A 17,833-nucleotide genomic window follows, 5' to 3' on the forward strand; every position below is an offset into this window, starting at 1 on the left:
AACCGTGACGGATGAGGAATTGACTATGATTGAAAACCGATTGAATCATCGCCCCAGAAAGCGACTAGGATTCAAGACACCTCACGAGGTATTCCATGCCTCGTTAAAGCGTGTTGCACTTCGTCCTTGAATCCGCCTTTTAATAATTTAAAAATATATCCATGCCAAATTGATGTGCTTCTCGAGAAATTCGAGGCACTGCTTGAGAAGACCCTTAGTTGGCCGCGAACAGTAGACACAAGACATAGACAGCACGCGCGTGAGCCCTTTGCACACCATGAGCACAGCCTTTCCAGCCACAACGCACAGCGACTCAAGGGCCTGAGAGGGCCTCAAAAATGGTTTACAATGTCGCCTTGTCGGTGGTATAGCTCAGTTGGTTAGAGCGCAGCATTCATAATGCTGATGTCGCAGGTTCAAATCCCGCTACCACCACCAAATAAAAACCCACAGTTTTGCGACTGTGGGTTTTTTCTTTGGCGCAGCGCGGATGCCTTACAAACCGCATGCTTTTTCATGAATGGCTATCCTGCAGGCCTTCATTTGGAAAACTTCGCATGGACTTACTGACCAACCCGCAAACTTGGATCGCCTTTGGCACACTGACCGCCTTAGAGCTGGTACTGGGCATCGACAACATCATCTTTATTTCCATCTTGGTTGACAAGCTGCCTGCCGCCAAACGGGAAATGGCACGGCGCATTGGCCTGTTCATGGCCATGTTCATGCGCATCGGCTTGTTGCTGATTTTGTCGGTCATCGTCGGATTGGTCGAACCGATTTTCACAGTGATGGACAAGGCCATTTCGGGACGAGACCTGATTTTGATCATCGGCGGCCTGTTCCTGATCTGGAAAAGCACAGGTGAAATTCATCAATCGTTTGAAGGCGAAGAAAACAATGCCGCAAGCGCAGCCAAAGCAACGCTGGCCAGCGTCATTCTGCAAATCATGGTGATTGACTTGGTGTTCTCACTCGACTCCATCATCACCGCCGTCGGTATGGTCGATGAAGTGGCCATCATGATTGCCGCCGTGGTGGTGTCAGTGGGCTTGATGATGCTGTTTGCCAAAGGCATTGGCCAGTTTGTATCCGAACACCCGTCTATCAAAATGCTGGCATTGACCTTCTTGGTCGTGGTTGGCGTGGTGCTGATCGCCGAGGGTGTGGGCCACCATATCCCGAAAGGCTATATCTACTTTGCCATGGCGTTCTCGGTGATTGTGGAGATGCTCAATATTCGCTTTCGGAAGCGGTCTAAGCATGTGGTGCAGTTGCACCAAGCGCGAATTCCTGGCGAATAAACAAAGGCAAAATGGTTTTATCAATTTTTTGAATAAAACCACATGCAGCTGCTGCTCAAAAAAATCAATCTGGTCGGCAATTTATACAAAGCGCTGCACTACTTCATCACCAAAAACAAAGGCCGAACGGTCCGCCAGAAGGTCTTTTCGCTGCTGCACCCCACGGCCACCTCGGGGCCACTGCACCGCTACATCGACCATGTGATCATTGCGGCGGTCTTGGTGTCTGTGGTCAGCATCATTTTGGAGACCGTGCCCGAAATTCACGCCATCTTCGGGCCTGAGTTCAAGTTGCTGGAATGGCTGACCGTGGCGATCTTCACGGTCGAATACAGCGCACGCGTTTACAGCTGCTGTGAACTCGAAGAATACGCGCACCCCATCAAAGGTCGATTGCGCTACATGGCGTCGATCAGCGCTTTGATCGACCTGTTGGCGGTGTCGCCGTTTTACTTTGATTTGGTTTTTCACGAAAACGTCGATCTGCGGTTCTTGCGGGTGTTTCGTTTGTCCCGTTTGCTCAAACTCACGCGCTACACCGGCACGCTCAACACACTCTTCAAAGCTGTGCAACGCGAGCACAGGGTGCTGTTTGCCTCGGCTTTCATGATGTTGCTGTTGGTGATTTTGACGGCCAGCTTGGGCTTTGAGCTGGAGCACGCGGCCCAACCCGATAAATTCGAGAGCATTCCAGCCACCATGTATTGGGCCGTGATCACCTTGGCCAGCGTGGGCTATGGTGACATCACGCCTGTCACGCCCTTGGGCCGCGCGATGACCGTGGTGATCAGTCTCATGGGCATTGGTATTTTTGCCATCCCCGCAGGTTTGATGGCCTCGGCCTTCACCGACCAGCTGCGCATCGACCGTGAAACATTTGAAAATGAATTCCGAAAAGCAGTCGCCGACGGTCGTTACTCCGCCCATGATCGCCAAGCACTGGATGCCGAAGCCGAGCGACTGCACCTCACGCCACAAGACGTCACCCGCATCATGGAGCGCGTGCGCAACGAAATGCGCAGCGTCGGTCACGATGTGACGGAAGGCCTAGACCCTGAGGTGATGCTGGAGCGCTACCGCCAACAGATCAGCAATCTGCGCAGCATGGCGCATGGCAAAAGTGCGGCACAAATCAACACCTTACTGACGGATGAAACCAAATCCACGGCCGTTGAACGCGAGATTTGGCAAGCGCTTCGACAGAAGTAACACCCTCGCTGAGCGAGCCCTACAGCAAGGCCAACGCATTTTGCGCAGCGACACGACCTTCATCGGTTGGTACCACCCAGACCTCCACGGCGCTGCCTGCCGTGTGAATGGCACACACCGCATCGCCCTTGGCGGCTTGATTCGCAGCGGCATCCACGGATACGCCTAAATAAGCCAACGCTTGCGCCACGTTTTGGCGCAACACAGCATCGTGCTCGCCAATGCCACCGGTGAAAGCCAGCACATCCAAGCCGCCTAAACAAGCCGTCAACGCGCCGGCTTCGCGCACCACGCGGTGCGCGAACAAGTCGGTGGCAAATTTCGCCGTTTCAGAACACGATGCACGCAAAGTGCGCATGTCAGCGCTTTCACCCGACACGCCCAACAGGCCACTTTGTTTGTAAAGCAACTTTTGAATTGCATCGTGCGTCCAACCTTGCTCCATCAAATAGAGCAACACCCCGGGATCCAATGCACCGCTGCGGGTGCCCATCATCAACCCATCCAAGGCCGAAAAACCCATGGTGGTGGCGCAACTCTCCTGGGCGCGTGTGGCGCACAAACTGGCCCCATTGCCCAAATGCGCCATCAACGTGCGGCCACTCGAACGTGGCGATACACCTTGCAATGTTTGACTCACGTATTGGTAAGACAAGCCATGAAAACCATATCGGCGCACGCCTTGAGCGGTGAGTTGGCGGTCAATGGCAAACGTGGTTTCTAAAGGCGACAGTGTGCGGTGAAACGCGGTGTCAAAGCACGCCACTTGCGGCACATCCGGAAATGACGCGGCAAATGCACGCACCCCCGCCAAGTTATGCGGCTGATGCAAAGGTGCCAACGCGTTGAGCGTGGCCAATTGCGCCAGCACCTCAGGTGTCACACGCACGCTGGCTTTGAAAAACTGACCGCCATGCACCACGCGGTGCGCCACCGCCTGCACCTGCATGTGTGAGAAATGGGACATCAACAGCATGTCGAGCGCGCTGAGTGCGGCGTCGAACACATCTTGGTCTGGCAGCACAGCCACCTCGGTGACGGTCTTCGCTTGGCCTTTGGCGGCAAAACTGATGCAGGGCTCACCCGAAGGCTCTAAGCCTTCGATGTTGCCCGTGACTTCTGCCTCACCGATGGCTTGGCCTTGAATCGGATAGAGCGCGAACTTCAGACTCGACGAGCCTGCATTGACAGACAAAATGCTCATGCGGGATGGCTGCGGTAATGGTGGGCAATCAACTTGGCCAACAACGCTGAAGCGCTGCGTGTGGTGGCCGTGTCGGCGCGACTGGTCAGCGCAATCGGCACACGCGCCCCCAGTACCACGCCACAACCCGAAGCACCGCCTAGGTATTCGAGTTGCTTCGCCATCATGTTGCCCGACTCCAAATCGGGGGCCACCAAGATATCGGCTTGACCCGCCACACGCGACGTGATGTGCTTGATCTCAGCCGCGTGCACAGACACCGCGTTGTCGAAGGCCAAGGGGCCGTCCAACAACCCGCCTTTGATTTGCCCGCGATCGGCCATCTTGCACAGTGCTGCGGCATCCAAGGTGGATGGCATGTTGGGGTTGACCGTTTCGACCGCCGCCAAGATCGCCACTTTGGGCTCAGCCACACCCATGATTTGCGCAAACAAAATCGCGTTTTGAACGATGTCCGCCTTCTCGGACAAACTCGGGGCGATGTTGAGCGCAGCATCGGTGATGTAGAGTGGCTTGGGGTAAGCGGGCGTCTCGAAGCGAAACACATGCGACATGCGGCGGCCCGTGCGCAGGCCGGGCTGCATGACCACCGCGTGAATCAATTCATCGGTATGCAAACTGCCCTTCATCAAGGCTTCCAGCTTTTTGTCAGCCGCCATTTGCGCGGCAAGTTCCGCTGCGGCATGGCTGTGCGGGACGTCGATGATTTCGGCGTTGCCCAAATCAATGTTCGCTTCCTGCGCCAAAGCACGCAGCTTTTTCTCAGGCGCGATCAACACCGCGTGGATGAGGCCAGCACGGTGTGCATCCATCGCCCCTTGCAAAGAGTCCGCATCACAAGGATGCACCACGCCACAACGCACCGCTTCCAGACCTGCCCCTTGCGCCAACAAATTGGCATGACGCTGCTCCGGATCGAACACGCTGATGTGCGGGGCTTGGATGCGCTGCATGCGCAATTTCTCGGCAGGTGCCATCACATGGGCCACACCGTACAACACGCGCTCACCTTTTTGATTCACCAAGGTGCAATCCAAATCGATGGTCTTTTTTTCCTCATGCTTGGCGGTACACGTCACGCTGACGGTCAAGGTATCGCCAATGCGCACAGGGCGACTGAAGTGCAGGTTTTGCTCCAAATAAATCGTGCCTGGGCCAGGAAAAGTGGTACCCAACACGCTGGAGATCAACGCTCCACCCCACATGCCGTGGCCAATGACGCCATGAAATAACGTGGCGTTGGCGTAAGCAGGATCGAGGTGTGCGGGATTGGTGTCGCCTGACACGGCGGCAAAGGCACGAATATCATCCAACGTGAGCGTGCGCACCAACCGTGCGGAGTGCCCGATCACGATGTCATCAAAGGTGAAATTCTCAAACCAAGCGGCGTCGAGGGTGAGGGTGTTGGCTGGCGTGTCTGACATGAATTGAAGTTTCTGGATGATGCGAAAGACTCAAGCCACGGCGTGACTGCCCGCATCGACATAAATGGTTTGCCCCGTCATGCCGCTGGCGGCATCAGTGCACAAGAAGGTGCTGAGGTTGGCGATCTCGTCCAACGTCACCAAGCGGCGCAATGGTGATTTTTGGATGTTGCCTTGCATCAATTCATCAAACGCCTCAATGCCCGAAGCGGCGCGTGTGGGAATGGGGCCAGGCGACACCGCGTGCACGCGAATACCCTGCGGTCCCAGCTCAACCGCCATGTAACGCACCAACGATTCCAAGGCCGCTTTGACGGGCCCCATCAAACCGTAATGCGGCACTGCCTCATCGGCCCCCAAGTAGGTCATGGTGATCATGCTGCCCCCATCTGTCATGTGCGGCGCACACAGCTTTGCGAGCGTGGCAAACGAGTGGCATGACACCTCCATGGCGCGGGCAAAACCGACACTAGAGCTATCGATCACACGCCCATGTAAATCTTGTAACGGCGCCCAAGCGAGCGAGTGAATCACAAAATCCAAACGGCCCAACTTCGCTTGGGTGTAAGCCACCAAAGCCTCCAGCTCGCCAGCGTTTTCGATGTTGCACGTTTGTAAATCGATCCCAACAGCTTGAGTGAGTGGCGCCACGAAGGGACGCGCTTTGTCGTTCAAACACGAGGCCACCACCTCGGCCCCCATGGCTTGGGCTTGTCGTGCGCAGCCCCAAGCAATGCTGTGTTCATTGGCAAGTCCAAGGACCAAGCCTTTTTTGCCTGCGAGATGAAAGGAAGAAAGTGAGGGCGTCGTCATAGTGGCAATATTCAAAAAACGACCCCTGAATGTCAGGGGTTCAACAAAGTGTCGAGTCCGCCCAACGGTTCAAAACGACCCTCGATGAAACGCAGTCGTGTGGGCCCCATCATGGCACGTTGTTGCACCGAATGGAGCGGATCACCGGGGTAGCAAATGTGGCGCAAACCATCGGCATCAAAGGTTTCGGGCATCACGCGGGGGGGCTGCTGCTGTGCGGCTGCGCGCAACACGCTGGCCGCATCGGCGTAGCCTTGCAAACTGACCAGGGTCATGATTTGGGGTGGCGCCAATGACAACTCGCGTGCCCAGTATTTTTCGAGTGCGGCACGTGGCGTGAGCCAAATGCTGTCTACGGCTTCCACATTGTCATGAATCGGTGCTTGCCCGGCAGGCAAAGCCGCCACGAAAAATCGCGTGTCAAAGCGCTTGTTGGTCACCGAAGGCATGAGCGGGGTGATCCAACGCGACCACGGCGCCAAATGCTGGGTGTCAATGCGCAAGGCGGCATCTTGCAATACCTGCTCAAACCCTTGGCCCCCGTGCAACTGCTGCTGCCAGCCTTGACGCTGCAACGCATCGTGGGCCAACACTTGGCTATCGGCGTGGCGTGCATACAACACGCCACATTCTTCCAAAGACTCACGCACGGCAGCGACATACAAGCCAGCGGCCATGTGCGCGTCTAAATCAGATTCGCCCAAAGACTGGTGCAAGGCTTGGGGCGTACGGTCCAAGTGGTTGTGCAAACTCGGCGCGCAATCGGCCTCATCAAGCTTGCCCCCTGGGAACACATAAGCGCCCCCCAACACCGCCGAAGCGGCATGGCGACGCAACAAGAACACCTCCAACCCCACCTGAGGCGTATCACGCAACAAGATGACGGTGGCCGAAGCACGCGCTGGACTGGTCACCACTTCACTGTTGAGTTGCATCATGTGAGGAAAGATCGTTTGATAAGTTACTTGTTAGGGTAAGCGATGTCGACGCGGCGGTTTTGCGCCCAAGCGGCTTCGTCATGACCTTCTGCGCGTGGTTTTTCGCTACCAAAGCTCACAGGTTCGGCTTGCTTGTCACTCACCCCGTAAACCTTCAAAGCACGCGCCACGGCTTCTGCACGCTTTTGGCCCAAAGCCAAGTTGTACTCACGGCCACCGCGCTCGTCGGCGTTGCCTTCAAGACGCACCGACACGTTGGGCTTGCTTGCCAAGTATTTGCCTTGACGCTCCAAAACGGGGGCATCGCTGGCTTTCACAACGAATTGGTCAAAGTCAAAGTAGACGCTACGTTGTGTGGAAATCAGGCTGTTGGGGTTCAAGTGATCGGCCACCACCGCCATCACGGTCGACTCAGCCCCTGGTGCTGGAGCCACAACTTTGCCTGTCACCTCAGCGGTGTTGTCCAGTTTGGTGGAGCTACAAGCTGACAAAAAAGCCAGAGAAATGAAAGAAAGGAGAGCAATGTGGCTTTTAGACATGAAATGAGTTTTTACAAAAATTAACACTCAAATTTTAACGGTCAGTTTTAATTAAAACGTCCACATGCGGCGCTGCCATCTCTGTAAAGAGCCGTACTCAGCAAGCAAAAAAGACAAACAAAGTCAATTAATTTTGATATTTTTAACTGAATTGATGTAATTTGACACAATCGAATCCATAATTATTTTTTCCAATTTTGTTTCGTTTTTACAACCGTGATCATTAAAAAGTACTAGTTTGATTGATTTTCTTGATTTTGGAGTTACATTCGTATGCAAGTTAGCGGATTGATGCCCCTCACTCCTTTTGTTCGCAGTCGATGTCTGAAAGCAAAGAATGTCCAGTTTTAAAATTTTGATCACCAGCCAAAAAGGCGGCGTCGGCAAAAGTACCGTTGCTGCCAATTTGGCTGCATTTGTGCGCCGCCTCGGCCAATCGGTCACCTTGATTGACTTTGACACCCATGCCTCCTCCAGCAACTGGCTCAACCGTGCGCCGGAAATTGGGGTCTCCGTGCAGCACCATCTTTTGCCACTCGAGCAAGGCGGGAAACGCCCTATTTTGGATGCGCGACTGCATTTGCGTCGTGCGGCCGAACGCGCCGACGTGGTGGTGTGCGACTTGACTTGGATCGACGCAATTGCCAGCGAATTGATGCTTGAGTTCGACTTGGTGATTGTCCCAACTTCTGTGTCCGAAATTGAACTTTCAGCCACGGCTGGGTTTTTAAATCGTCATCGTTGGGTGTTTGACACCATCATCTTGCACAGCGCCCCCACATTACTGATGTGCCCAACGCGTGTGCATGCCGAGCAACTACGCAGCGACGTTTTCTCAAACCAACGCTTCCCCGTCAGCTTCATGCTGGCTCCCCCTGTGTTGGAAGCTCAATCAGCACGCGACATGTTCGAACGCGGCTACTTGATCGACTTGCCGGATGCTTGTGGCGCATCCTTCAACGAATTTGGCAAAGCGGTGATGGCTGCGCTGGATATGCGACAAGCCAACCTCGCTTCACGTGAAGCCAACAAGACAACCACCAACTTGAGCTCGATCGTTCGTCAGCCGCTGCACCAACCCACGGCCAGCAAAATGGTCACCGTCTCTAGCCAAGCCTCCATTTTAGGACGGCACCGTTTGCAAAAAATGCGCGCAGACGCGACCTCTGGCAAAAGCACCTTGGTCCCCGCTCAAGCCACCACCAACAGCTTGGCCTCGATGAGGATTCCACAATTTTTTAAACGTATGTCCATGGGAATGAGCACAAAATGAGCGCCGAACCACAATTTTTGTCTTTCACGGGATTGAAGCAATACACCCCCAACCAAGGTTGGAATGAGCCCAAACCCATGGCTCCCCCCGCCCCGCCCACGCTTGTGAAAAGCGTGCCAGACAATGTGCCCACATTGACTGAGCCCTTAGATGCGGCCCCTGGTGGAGCCAAAAGCAACGTCTTTGACCCGCTGATTCATGAGCTGTTTGACCAATTGCGCGTCTCCCCGACGGACGAGTTGACGCAAACTTGGCGCACCATCGCGGCAGAAGTCAACCTGCTGAGCCAACGCATGGCGCTGCAACGCGAACTGCAAGAGCGGCTCAGCCACCTCCATCAAGATTTGGCGGAACTCAGAGCCAATATCATGTCGCATCTGCAAGAGGTCCAGCAAGCCGCTGATCAGCAACTGTCTTCTGCACGACTGCGCGCAGAAGTTTCAGCCTTGGCGCAATCCAAATTAGCGGCGAAACTGCACGACAAGCTTTAATCCCCCTCACGCTAAGGAGCGCACCCATGCTGGACAAACTCAATCAGATTTATCCAGTGCGCTACACAGCGTTCATTGCCTCTGTGGTTTTGTTGATCTTCACCTTGCTTGGCGCGGGTGTGACTGGGCTCAGCGCATGGTGGCCCCTTTTGTTTTTGATATTGAGCGGCATCGGCTGGTACGACTTGCAGCAAACGCGCCATGCGATTTTGCGCAACTACCCCGTGATTGGGCATCTGAGGTTCATGCTCGAAACCATTCGTCCTGAAATTCGGCAGTACTTTTTAGAGTCCGAGACTGACGCGTCGCCCTTTTCTCGTGCCCAACGCACCTTGGTCTATGCACGCGCCAAGGGTGAGTCAGACAAACGTCCATTTGGCACACAGCTTGACGTTCGCAGCATTGGCTACGAATGGATCAACCACTCCATTGCACCGTCCAAGTTAGAACACCATGACTTTCGCGTGATGGTGGGAGAGGCAGACTGCACCCAGCCCTACAGCATGAGCCTCTTCAACGTCTCGGCCATGAGCTTTGGCGCGCTGAGTGCCAACGCCATCATGGCCTTGAACCTAGGCGCCAAATTGGGCGGATTCGCACACGACACCGGCGAAGGTTCTATCTCGCGCCATCACCGCACACACGGCGGTGATTTGATTTGGGAAATCGGCTCTGGCTACTTTGGTTGTCGCGGTGCGGACGGACATTTCAGTGCGGAGCGCTTTGTCGAAAATGTACGTTCGCCACAGGTGAAGATGGTGGAAATCAAGCTCAGTCAAGGTGCCAAACCAGGCCACGGCGGCGTGCTACCCGGCCCCAAAGTCACCGAAGAAATTGCGGAAGCACGTGGTGTGAATGTCGGTGAAGACTGCGTCTCACCCGCCAGCCACAGCAGCTTTTCAACACCTTTGGAATTGATGCAATTTGTGCAGCAACTGCGCACTTTAAGCGAAGGCAAACCGGTGGGCATCAAGCTCTGTATTGGCCATCCATGGGAATGGTTTGGCATCGTCAAAGCGATTCGTGAAAGTGGCATTGCACCAGATTTCATTGTGGTCGACGGCGCCGAAGGCGGCACAGGTGCAGCGCCCTTGGAGTTTTCAGACCACATGGGGATGCCGCTGCAAGAGGGCTTGCGTTTGGTGCACAACACCTTGGTTGGCGTAGGCTTACGAGACAAAATTCGCATCGGTGCGAGCGGAAAAATTGTGAGTGCCTTTGACATGGCACGTGCCTTGGCATTGGGCGCCGATTGGTGCAACAGTGCGCGGGGCTTCATGTTCGCCTTAGGGTGTATCCAAGCCCAAACTTGCCACACCGGCAACTGCCCCACAGGCGTCACCACACAAGATCCACAGCGTCAAATGGCCTTGGTGGTGCCCAGCAAAGCCGAACGCGTTCACCAATTCCATGCACACACCCTCGAAGCCCTGCAAGAGTTGATGCAAGCCTCAGGTCTTCACAAACCCAGCGACATCACGCCCCGCCACATCATGCGCCGAGTCAGTGAAAGGCAAACCCTGCATTTATCGGAACTCGTGGACACCGTAGCAACAGGCGCGTTGCTTCAAGCAGACCTCAGCGCCCTTCCCCCCGTCTACCAAGACTGGCCACAAGCCAGTGCGGCGCGCTTTTAATCAGGAACGCGAGGGTACTGAATCGGGCGATCTTTAGGGGGCGCAGATGCCGCCGCCTTCGCCTTTTCTGCTGCGGCCTTATCGGCCGCAGCTTTGTCAGCAGCGGCTTTCTCTGCCGCTGCTTTTTCAGAGGCGATACGTACAGCAGCGGCCCGTTCGGCAGCTAACTTTTCGGCAGCAGCACGTTCTGCAGCGGCTTTTTGCAAGGCCACGCGTTCTGCAGCGGCAGCGCGCTCAGACGCCAACGCTTTATCTGCCGCCGATGTCGCAGCGGCCGCTTTCTCGGTGGCCTTGCTGGCCGCGCGTTCGGCGGCAGCGATGGCTTTGTCATGCGACTGGGTCGAGGTGTTCAAGTCTTGCTTGAGCTTTTGAATTTCATTCAACAGCGTTTGCGTGCTCGGCCCTGACGGCGCAACGCTGGCAGGCTGACGCGATGACGACTGGCTCGCCGATTGCATCTTGCCCTCCATCGACTGCAATTTGGTTTCTAAACCTTGCAGTTGTTTTTGCATGGCTTGGAACTTGGCATCGCTGACTTTGTTGGACTGGTCAGCGATGCTTGTGGGCATGGCTGTCAAAATTTTGCTCAGTTCGTCCAAGCGGCTGGCCACTTGGGTTTGTGTCGCAGTCAGCGCATCTTGTTTGTCGGTCAACTCCGAGAAGTCCGAGTTGGTTTTACCAATGGCTGTCAAACTGGCATCCACTTCGATCACACGCTTGGCCATCGCATAAATCATGGTGTCGAGCTCTTTGATCGACTTGGTCATCTTCAAACTGATGCCCAAGAAAATGCCAATCGCCACCAGCAAACAGACCACGAACACGCCCAACACAATGCGTGAATGCAAGATGTTGCGACGGTTGGTGGTTTGAATCTTCACCACCACCGCACGCATCGTGGCGCTGATGTCAGCGGCTACAGAAGCCGAGCGTGTGGACACCTCGGCGGAGTCGAGCACCACCGACGTTAATTCTTCAATCTGTCGTGCAACTTCGTTGCTATCTAGCGATTGACTGGCGATGTCTCGCAGACGATCTGCCGTCGCTGCCACATCCACCAAGGGGGCTTTCTCGCCATCGGCGGGTTGTTGGGCGTCATCAGCCATGGTCAAACCTTTATCTTGGAACTGTTTGCAAGTCGATCCAGCTTGTCGTTCAAAGAACTGATCTGGCCCGAGAGCTTGCCCATGCGGGCTTGCATCATCTCTGCACGTTTATCGGCTTCAGCGGATCGAACTTGAACGGCCGCTTGAATTGCGGGCTCAGCATCGGGCGCGTCGAGACTTAACGCAGATGCGTGGATGGGATCCTCATCGTCAGACTCATCAATTTCTGCCAAAGGCATCAAATCGGTCAACGTAGGAACTTCAGACAAGACCTGCGCAGACACGCTGACGGCATCTTCAGGTAAATCGGGTACTTCGATTTTGGGCAACGTTTCAGGGTCGTAGCCTTTGGCGAAAGGGACCGTGTCATCCGCGCGAACCACCTCGCCCGCAGGTTTTTTCGAAGCAAGCTCAACCTCATCCGCGTCGGGAATTTCAATCTCACCTTCGAATTTCTTCGAATCTGCGTCTCCGGTAATTCTCATAATTTATTCCCTCTCAGGGCTTGTTAAATTGGGATTTCAGCGCTTTCGTGCTGCGCAACCAACCTTTAGATAGCAAAGGACTGGTCTGCATAAATGCATCGGCTTGAGCTTTGGTCGCAAAGGGTCCAGCCAGCAAAATAAAGTAACGTTTGTCCGTGCCCTTCTTCGGAGCACGAACAACACGCGATTTGGCATAAATCGCATTGCTGCGTTTAAAGGCAGCAATATCCGCCTCGGTGTCAAACGCGGCCAATTGCACCACGTAGCCATTGGCAGGCAATTGATCAACCCACGCATCATCAGGCTGTGCAACCGGCTCTTTGGTCGATGGTTTTTCAGCCACTTTAGGGATAGGCTTTTCAATCACCTTCGTCGTTGGCAACAGCTGCGCCACTGGCGCGGAAGCAACAGCCGTCATCACAACAGGCGGGGCACTGGCGACAGGCAAAACCGTGCTGGCGGGTGGTGGCGATACAAGGGGCGCAGAGGCTGCCGCAGAAGCCACACTGGCGGTCGCTGATGCCACATCTGCCACAGCACTGGCGGGTTCAAGTGCGGACGCCAAAGCGGCGGCACTGGCAGCAGCTGCCGCACTTGCCGCCGAAGCCGCCACTTCTGCATCCTGCGCAGAAACGATGGCTGCAGGTGTGCCGCGCAGCAAGTACTTCTTAAAGGCGTCCACCTCGCGCATGACCAAATCTTGGTACATCAGGCCAAAAGCTCCCAAGGACAGCAAGAAAACCAACACGAGCCAACCCCACGGCGATTTGGTCGGACGCTTGAACACCTCAACATCGGCGGCAGGCGGCGTCACCAAAACATCACTGGCATGCAGCGCTGGCTCGCGAGAAACGTCGCTCACAGGGGTCGCGGGCAATGCCGCTGCGCCAGCTAGAAACGTCGCGGCGGACTGGCTGGACTCCTCAGTCAAAGGCAAGACACTGGGCGCAGGTGGCAGAGGCTCTAGGGTGGGTGGAAGTTTGTCGCGCTGACCAAACCCAGGTACACGCCAAGAGGTTTTGGTTGGCAATTTCAACGGTTCAGCGTCAACTGGCGCCCCGCTATCGGGTGCCGAGGGAGCCAAAAATGGGTTCAACGTGGGCTCAATTTGGGCAGGCGCATCTTTGGGAGATTCAGCCACCCAATCGGTTAGCGGTTTTTTCGCCTCGCCCGCTTGGGTTTCGACCTCCCACTGCAAGAGGTTTTTACCGAAAGCCCCGAGCTTGCTTTGATACGCATCGGCACTGTTGATCAACAAAATCACGTTGATGTTGCCCGCAGGAAAGCCATTCACCAGCCGCGCCAACAACTGCAACTCGAAGTCTTGCATCAAGATCGAGTCACGGAAAATCAAAAACCGGCGTGGCGCGTGCTTTTTGTCTTTCTCAAGCGCTTGATTCAGTGTGAGCTCCGACAAAATTTCGTTGAACTTTTGCACCAAGCGTTCGGAGTTCGTGGAAAAACAAAACTCCACTTGGTGATTGCCTTTGGCACGCAATCGTTCTTCAAATAAATTGCCGTAGTAGTCGAGCACCATGTCGTGCTCACTCAGAACGGCCAAGTTGATACTCCCCTCGGTCAAAGACTTGAGGAGAATTTCAAACCGGAGCCGGTCACCGGGGCTTTGGAAAATATCTGTCATGGTGGCTCAGTGGGGTCTTAAGCGTTCATGGCTTTGCCGTTGGCATCGAACTTCATCTCGTCGGGGATGGACGGATCGGGTTTGATCACATCGTGTCCTCGACCATACGACTGATTCAAGCTGAACACATAGGCGATCACCTGCGCGACGGCGTGGTACAAAGCCTCTGGAATCGGGTGATCCAGCTTCGTCGTGAAGTATAAGGCGCGAGCCAGCAAGGGCGCCTCAAACAAATACACCCCATGTTCTTTGGCTTCTTCACGAATTCGAGCCGCCAAACCATCTTCACCTTTGGCCACCAACATCGGCGCGCCGTCCCCTGTCGGGTCGTACGACAAAGCCACCGCAAAGTGCGTGGGGTTGGTGATGACCACATCTGCGTCCTTGACCTTGGACATCATTTTGTTGTTCAAGATTTCGTGCTGACGACGGCGAATTTGACCTTTGACCTCGGGGTTACCTTCCGAGTTCTTCATCTCGTCACGCACCTCTTGCTTGGTCATCTTCAACTTCTTGTTCAGCTGATGACGCTGCAACGGCACATCCACCAAAGCCACCAAGACCAAACCGAGGCTCAACCAAAAACAGGAGTCCACAATGATGGTGCCCGCCACTTTGATGGCGGGGCTCAAGTCCATTTGTGAGATTTGCGTGAGGTCTTGCAAGTTGTTCATGACCGAGATCAGCAAGATCGCCCCCACCAACACAAACTTCACCAACGCTTTGCCCAGATTGATCGCGGCTTGAGGTCCGAACATGCGCGCCAGCCCCGTCATCGGGTTGAGCTTGTTGAACTTGGGCATCGCCAAACTTGGGGCGAAGATGAATCCGCCCGCCAAGGTCGTCGACAAAATAGCGATGACGTACAAAATAGCCATCAACGGCAAGATGATTAAAAAGCCGTCCACGATCGAGCTGCCAAAAATAGCGGGCAGCAGCTCTGCCTTATCAACGACGAGCCGATCAAACTGCAACTGTTTTTTGAACAAGTTGCCCATGCTGTTGAACAAGTACTGCCCCATCATGGTGAAAAACAAAGTGGCAATCACCATCATGGCCGCAGGCGCAATCTCTTGCGAACGAGCAATCTGACCATCGTCGCGGGCCTTTTTGATCCGCTGCGCCGTCGGTTCTTCGGTTTTGTCTGCGCCGCTTTCTTCTGACATATCAGCTGGCTCCTAAAAAAGACCGAAGTACCAAGAACGCCTGCGCCCACACCCATTGGATGCGCGCCACGTTATTGCCCATAGAGAAAATCAAGATGACAAAGCCCGTCAAGATCAAGGCAGGAAAGCCCACCGTGAAAATGTTCAAGCTCGGTGCCGCACGGGCCACAAAGCCGAGGCCAATGTTGATGAACAAGAGCGTCATCATCACGGGCAGCGCGATCAGCAAAGCGCCCAAAAACATCATGGCGCTCCAGTTGATCATCTTGCCCAGCATGTCTTGGCTGAAAAACGGCTGACCAATGGGAATAAGCTGGAACGACTCCAGCACCAAACCAAACACAATCAAATGGCCGCCCATGCCCAAGAACACCAGCGTGCCCAAGATGTTGAAGAACTGAGAGATCACGGGCACGTTGCCCATGTTGGGGTCCATCATGTTGGCAATCGACAAGCCCATGGAGCCCGACACCGCTTGGCCCGCCACCACCATCGCAGCCGACGCCACTTGCGACACCAAGCCCATGGTCAAGCCAATCAAAATTTGACGAAAGATCTCCACCAAACCATCAGCACTGAGCGGGTCAATGCGCGGAATATCGAGTTGCTGCGACACCAAAAATGCCATCGAAAACCCAAGCAGCACGCGAATGCGCATGTTGACCGCACGGATTGAAAAAATAGACGTGAACGCCAGAAACGCAGACAAGCGAAGCATGGGCCATATGACGACCAAAAACTTGTCTAGGATTTCAATGAGCGAGGCGTTCATGCGCAGCAGGTGTTACACGAACAAACTGGGAATGCGGGTGAAGATGCCCTTGGTGTAGTCCACCATGGTGTTGATCATCCAGCCACCGGCAACTGACATGGTCAAACCAATGCAGATCAACTTCGGGATGAAGCTCAACGTCTGCTCGTTGATCGAGGTCGCGGCCTGGAAAATACCCACGACCAAACCCACGACCAAGCCCACAGCCAACAAAGGCCCAGAAATCAACATGGTCATCCACAGGGCTTGACGGGCTAAATCGACGACGGTTGCTGTATCCATGGCGTCTCTCCTTAAAACACAAAACTGTTGGCCAGCGACGCCATGAGCAGCGTCCAGCCATCGATCAACACAAACAACATGAGCTTGATGGGCATCGAAATGATCATGGGCGACAACATCATCATGCCCATCGACATCAACACACTGGCGACGATCAAGTCGATCACCACAAACGGGATGTAAATCAAGAAGCCAATCGTGAACGCGCTTTTGATCTCGGAGGTAATGAAAGCGGGCATCAACGTCGTGAACGGCACTTGTGCGGCGTCTTGCAACTCACGACGGTTGGAGATTTGCATGAACATCGCAATGTCATCTTCACGGGTCTGCTTGGTCATGAAGTCGCGCACCGGGGCTTCGGCTTTCATGAGGGCTTTGTCGAAATCGAGGTTGCTGTTCATGTAAGGGCCAATGGCCTCTTTGTAGACCTGCTCAAACACAGGCGACATGATGAAAAACGTCAGGAACAAAGCCAAGCCGACCAACACAGTGTTAGGGGGCGTTTGTGCCGTGCCCAGCGCTTGGCGCAAGATCGACAACACGATGATGATGCGCACAAACGAAGTCATCATCAACAACATCGACGGCAGCAGCGTGAGCGTGGTCATCAAGCCCAGCAATTGCAGGCTCATGCTGTACTGTTGCCCGCCTTTGCCGCCGCTCACGTTCACCATGGGCAGACCTTGGGCGTGGCTGATCACGGGCAAGGACATCAAGGCGAGCAACAGCACGCCCAAGATGACATAAAGAATCTTTTTGGTAATCGGCTTACGCAACATGGTCGCCCCCTTCTGTCCACGTGTGCAAGGTCTTCACCTCGCCTGGGCTGACGCTGGTGAGCACCATTTGGTTGTCCACTTGAATCAGCACAATCTTGTGTTTCAAGCTCAGGGGCAAGGCTTCTTTCACCTGAATACGACGATCCGAGGTCACACCGTTGCCCATCGCGCGGTTGCGTTTGACCCACCACAGCGCCGCACATAACAGCAGCAGCACCCCCAAGGTGCTGGCGAAGAATTGGCCCCAATCGAAACTTTGCATGATGAATTTCCTGTGCGCACTGACGCTTTTCCGACACTTGACGTGCCTGTACCTAGGATATCTTGCAAACTGCGTGCCAAGTTTTACTGACGCTATAGTCATTCCATGCAACAACTCAAAGCACTCCTCATCAGCGCGGCTTTGCTGGCCAGCAGCTTGGCCCAAGCCCACAACTTGACCGCCATTGGCTTGTTTGACATTGGCACCTTTTACGTCGATATGGACACCCTGACGCGCACAGGCGAAGTCAGCAAAGTCTGGACGGCGTTGGATTACCGCGATCCGCAAGTCAACCAACACAACAAAAAGACTTACAAATCAACGCGTATGCAGATGGAGTTCAACTGCAAGCACAGCACGGTACGCACCCTGGCACTGTCGTACCACAGCGGCACACGCTTGACTGGCGACATTTTGTCCAGCGAAGGGGTGATTGGTGCATTCGAGCCCGTGCCACCCGACACCCCGGTTTTCAGAATCATGCGTTTGGTGTGCTGAGGGCGCGTC

At 54.7% G+C, this 17,833-nt stretch carries 19 protein-coding genes and 1 tRNA gene; 7 read left to right on the forward strand and 13 right to left on the reverse strand.

Annotated features, from left to right (window positions below):
• The first annotated feature begins 361 nt into the window (after positions 1 to 361).
• The 3 genes from RMS95_RS07050 (at position 362) to RMS95_RS07060 (ending at position 2,513) form a co-directional block, all read left to right on the forward strand.
• Positions 362 to 438 (forward strand) — tRNA-Met (locus RMS95_RS07050).
• A gap of 119 nt (positions 439 to 557) precedes the next feature.
• Positions 558 to 1,304, forward strand: a complete 747-nt coding sequence (locus RMS95_RS07055; protein WP_310644820.1) for a TerC family protein — start codon at positions 558 to 560, stop codon at positions 1,302 to 1,304.
• A 42-nt stretch (positions 1,305 to 1,346) separates the two neighbouring features.
• Complete coding sequence (locus tag RMS95_RS07060) at positions 1,347 to 2,513, forward strand: ion transporter (RefSeq protein WP_310644822.1); 1,167 nt, start codon at positions 1,347 to 1,349, stop codon at positions 2,511 to 2,513.
• A gap of 19 nt (positions 2,514 to 2,532) precedes the next feature.
• On the opposite strand, the gene RMS95_RS07065 is transcribed toward RMS95_RS07060, so the two are convergent.
• Genes RMS95_RS07065 through pal form a run of 5 tightly spaced genes read right to left on the reverse strand, consistent with a single transcriptional unit; the run spans position 2,533 to position 7,431 of the window.
• Complete coding sequence (locus RMS95_RS07065; protein ID WP_310644823.1) at positions 2,533 to 3,717, reverse strand: acetate/propionate family kinase; 1,185 nt, start codon at positions 3,715 to 3,717, stop codon at positions 2,533 to 2,535.
• Entirely contained in the window at positions 3,714 to 5,141 is a 1,428-nt protein-coding gene (locus RMS95_RS07070; RefSeq protein ID WP_310644825.1) for a bifunctional enoyl-CoA hydratase/phosphate acetyltransferase, read from the reverse strand. Before RMS95_RS07070 ends, RMS95_RS07065 begins: the two co-directional genes overlap by 4 nt.
• A 30-nt stretch (positions 5,142 to 5,171) precedes the next feature.
• Entirely contained in the window at positions 5,172 to 5,954 is a 783-nt protein-coding gene (fabI, locus tag RMS95_RS07075) for an enoyl-ACP reductase FabI (RefSeq protein ID WP_310644827.1), read from the reverse strand.
• Between the two features lie 32 nt (positions 5,955 to 5,986).
• On the reverse strand, positions 5,987 to 6,892 hold the full coding sequence (locus RMS95_RS07080) for an NUDIX hydrolase (protein WP_310644829.1): 906 nt from the start codon (positions 6,890 to 6,892) through the stop codon (positions 5,987 to 5,989).
• 23 nt (positions 6,893 to 6,915) lie between these two features.
• Entirely contained in the window at positions 6,916 to 7,431 is a 516-nt protein-coding gene (pal, locus tag RMS95_RS07085; RefSeq protein WP_310644830.1) for a peptidoglycan-associated lipoprotein Pal, read from the reverse strand.
• Between the two features lie 337 nt (positions 7,432 to 7,768).
• Here pal and RMS95_RS07090 point away from each other — a divergent pair, with 337 nt between their 5' ends.
• Genes RMS95_RS07090 through RMS95_RS07100 form a run of 3 tightly spaced genes read left to right on the forward strand, consistent with a single transcriptional unit; the run spans position 7,769 to position 10,832 of the window.
• A complete protein-coding gene (locus tag RMS95_RS07090) occupies positions 7,769 to 8,704 on the forward strand; it encodes a ParA family protein (protein WP_310644832.1) in 936 nt (311 codons plus the stop codon).
• A complete protein-coding gene (locus RMS95_RS07095) occupies positions 8,701 to 9,195 on the forward strand; it encodes a hypothetical protein (RefSeq protein ID WP_310644834.1) in 495 nt (164 codons plus the stop codon). The genes RMS95_RS07090 and RMS95_RS07095 overlap by 4 nt, the downstream gene beginning before the upstream one ends.
• A gap of 26 nt (positions 9,196 to 9,221) precedes the next feature.
• Positions 9,222 to 10,832, forward strand: coding sequence for an FMN-binding glutamate synthase family protein (locus RMS95_RS07100; RefSeq protein WP_310644836.1), 1,611 nt, complete (start codon positions 9,222 to 9,224; stop codon positions 10,830 to 10,832).
• On the opposite strand, the gene RMS95_RS07105 is transcribed toward RMS95_RS07100, so the two are convergent.
• Genes RMS95_RS07105 through RMS95_RS07140 form a run of 8 tightly spaced genes read right to left on the reverse strand, consistent with a single transcriptional unit; the run spans position 10,829 to position 17,326 of the window.
• Positions 10,829 to 11,938, reverse strand: a complete 1,110-nt coding sequence (locus tag RMS95_RS07105; RefSeq protein WP_310644839.1) for a hypothetical protein — start codon at positions 11,936 to 11,938, stop codon at positions 10,829 to 10,831. The genes RMS95_RS07100 and RMS95_RS07105 overlap by 4 nt on opposite strands.
• 2 nt (positions 11,939 to 11,940) lie before the next feature.
• Positions 11,941 to 12,423 carry a hypothetical protein gene (locus RMS95_RS07110; RefSeq protein ID WP_310644840.1) on the reverse strand — a complete coding sequence of 161 codons (483 nt, stop codon included), beginning with the start codon at positions 12,421 to 12,423 and terminating at the stop codon, positions 11,941 to 11,943.
• A gap of 13 nt (positions 12,424 to 12,436) precedes the next feature.
• On the reverse strand, positions 12,437 to 14,065 hold the full coding sequence (locus RMS95_RS07115; RefSeq protein ID WP_310644842.1) for an SPOR domain-containing protein: 1,629 nt from the start codon (positions 14,063 to 14,065) through the stop codon (positions 12,437 to 12,439).
• A gap of 17 nt (positions 14,066 to 14,082) precedes the next feature.
• The gene (gene flhB, locus RMS95_RS07120) at positions 14,083 to 15,231 is read right to left on the reverse strand and encodes a flagellar biosynthesis protein FlhB (protein ID WP_310644844.1); all 1,149 of its coding nucleotides are present in this window, start codon (positions 15,229 to 15,231) and stop codon (positions 14,083 to 14,085) included.
• 1 nt (position 15,232) lies between these two features.
• Complete coding sequence (fliR, locus tag RMS95_RS07125) at positions 15,233 to 16,003, reverse strand: flagellar biosynthetic protein FliR (RefSeq protein ID WP_310644846.1); 771 nt, start codon at positions 16,001 to 16,003, stop codon at positions 15,233 to 15,235.
• A gap of 12 nt (positions 16,004 to 16,015) precedes the next feature.
• On the reverse strand, positions 16,016 to 16,285 hold the full coding sequence (gene fliQ, locus RMS95_RS07130; protein ID WP_310644847.1) for a flagellar biosynthesis protein FliQ: 270 nt from the start codon (positions 16,283 to 16,285) through the stop codon (positions 16,016 to 16,018).
• 11 nt (positions 16,286 to 16,296) lie between these two features.
• Positions 16,297 to 17,064 (reverse strand): flagellar type III secretion system pore protein FliP, encoded by a 768-nt coding sequence (gene fliP / locus RMS95_RS07135; RefSeq protein WP_310644849.1) that lies wholly within the window; start codon positions 17,062 to 17,064, stop codon positions 16,297 to 16,299.
• Positions 17,054 to 17,326 (reverse strand): flagellar biosynthetic protein FliO, encoded by a 273-nt coding sequence (locus tag RMS95_RS07140; protein WP_310644851.1) that lies wholly within the window; start codon positions 17,324 to 17,326, stop codon positions 17,054 to 17,056. Before RMS95_RS07140 ends, fliP begins: the two co-directional genes overlap by 11 nt.
• Positions 17,327 to 17,431: 105 nt before the next feature.
• Here RMS95_RS07140 and RMS95_RS07145 point away from each other — a divergent pair, with 105 nt between their 5' ends.
• The gene (locus tag RMS95_RS07145) at positions 17,432 to 17,824 is read left to right on the forward strand and encodes a surface-adhesin E family protein (RefSeq protein ID WP_310644852.1); all 393 of its coding nucleotides are present in this window, start codon (positions 17,432 to 17,434) and stop codon (positions 17,822 to 17,824) included.
• Positions 17,825 to 17,833 lie beyond the last annotated feature (9 nt).

Source organism: Limnohabitans sp. (assembly GCF_031539175.1).
Taxonomy (GTDB): domain Bacteria; phylum Pseudomonadota; class Gammaproteobacteria; order Burkholderiales; family Burkholderiaceae_C; genus Limnohabitans.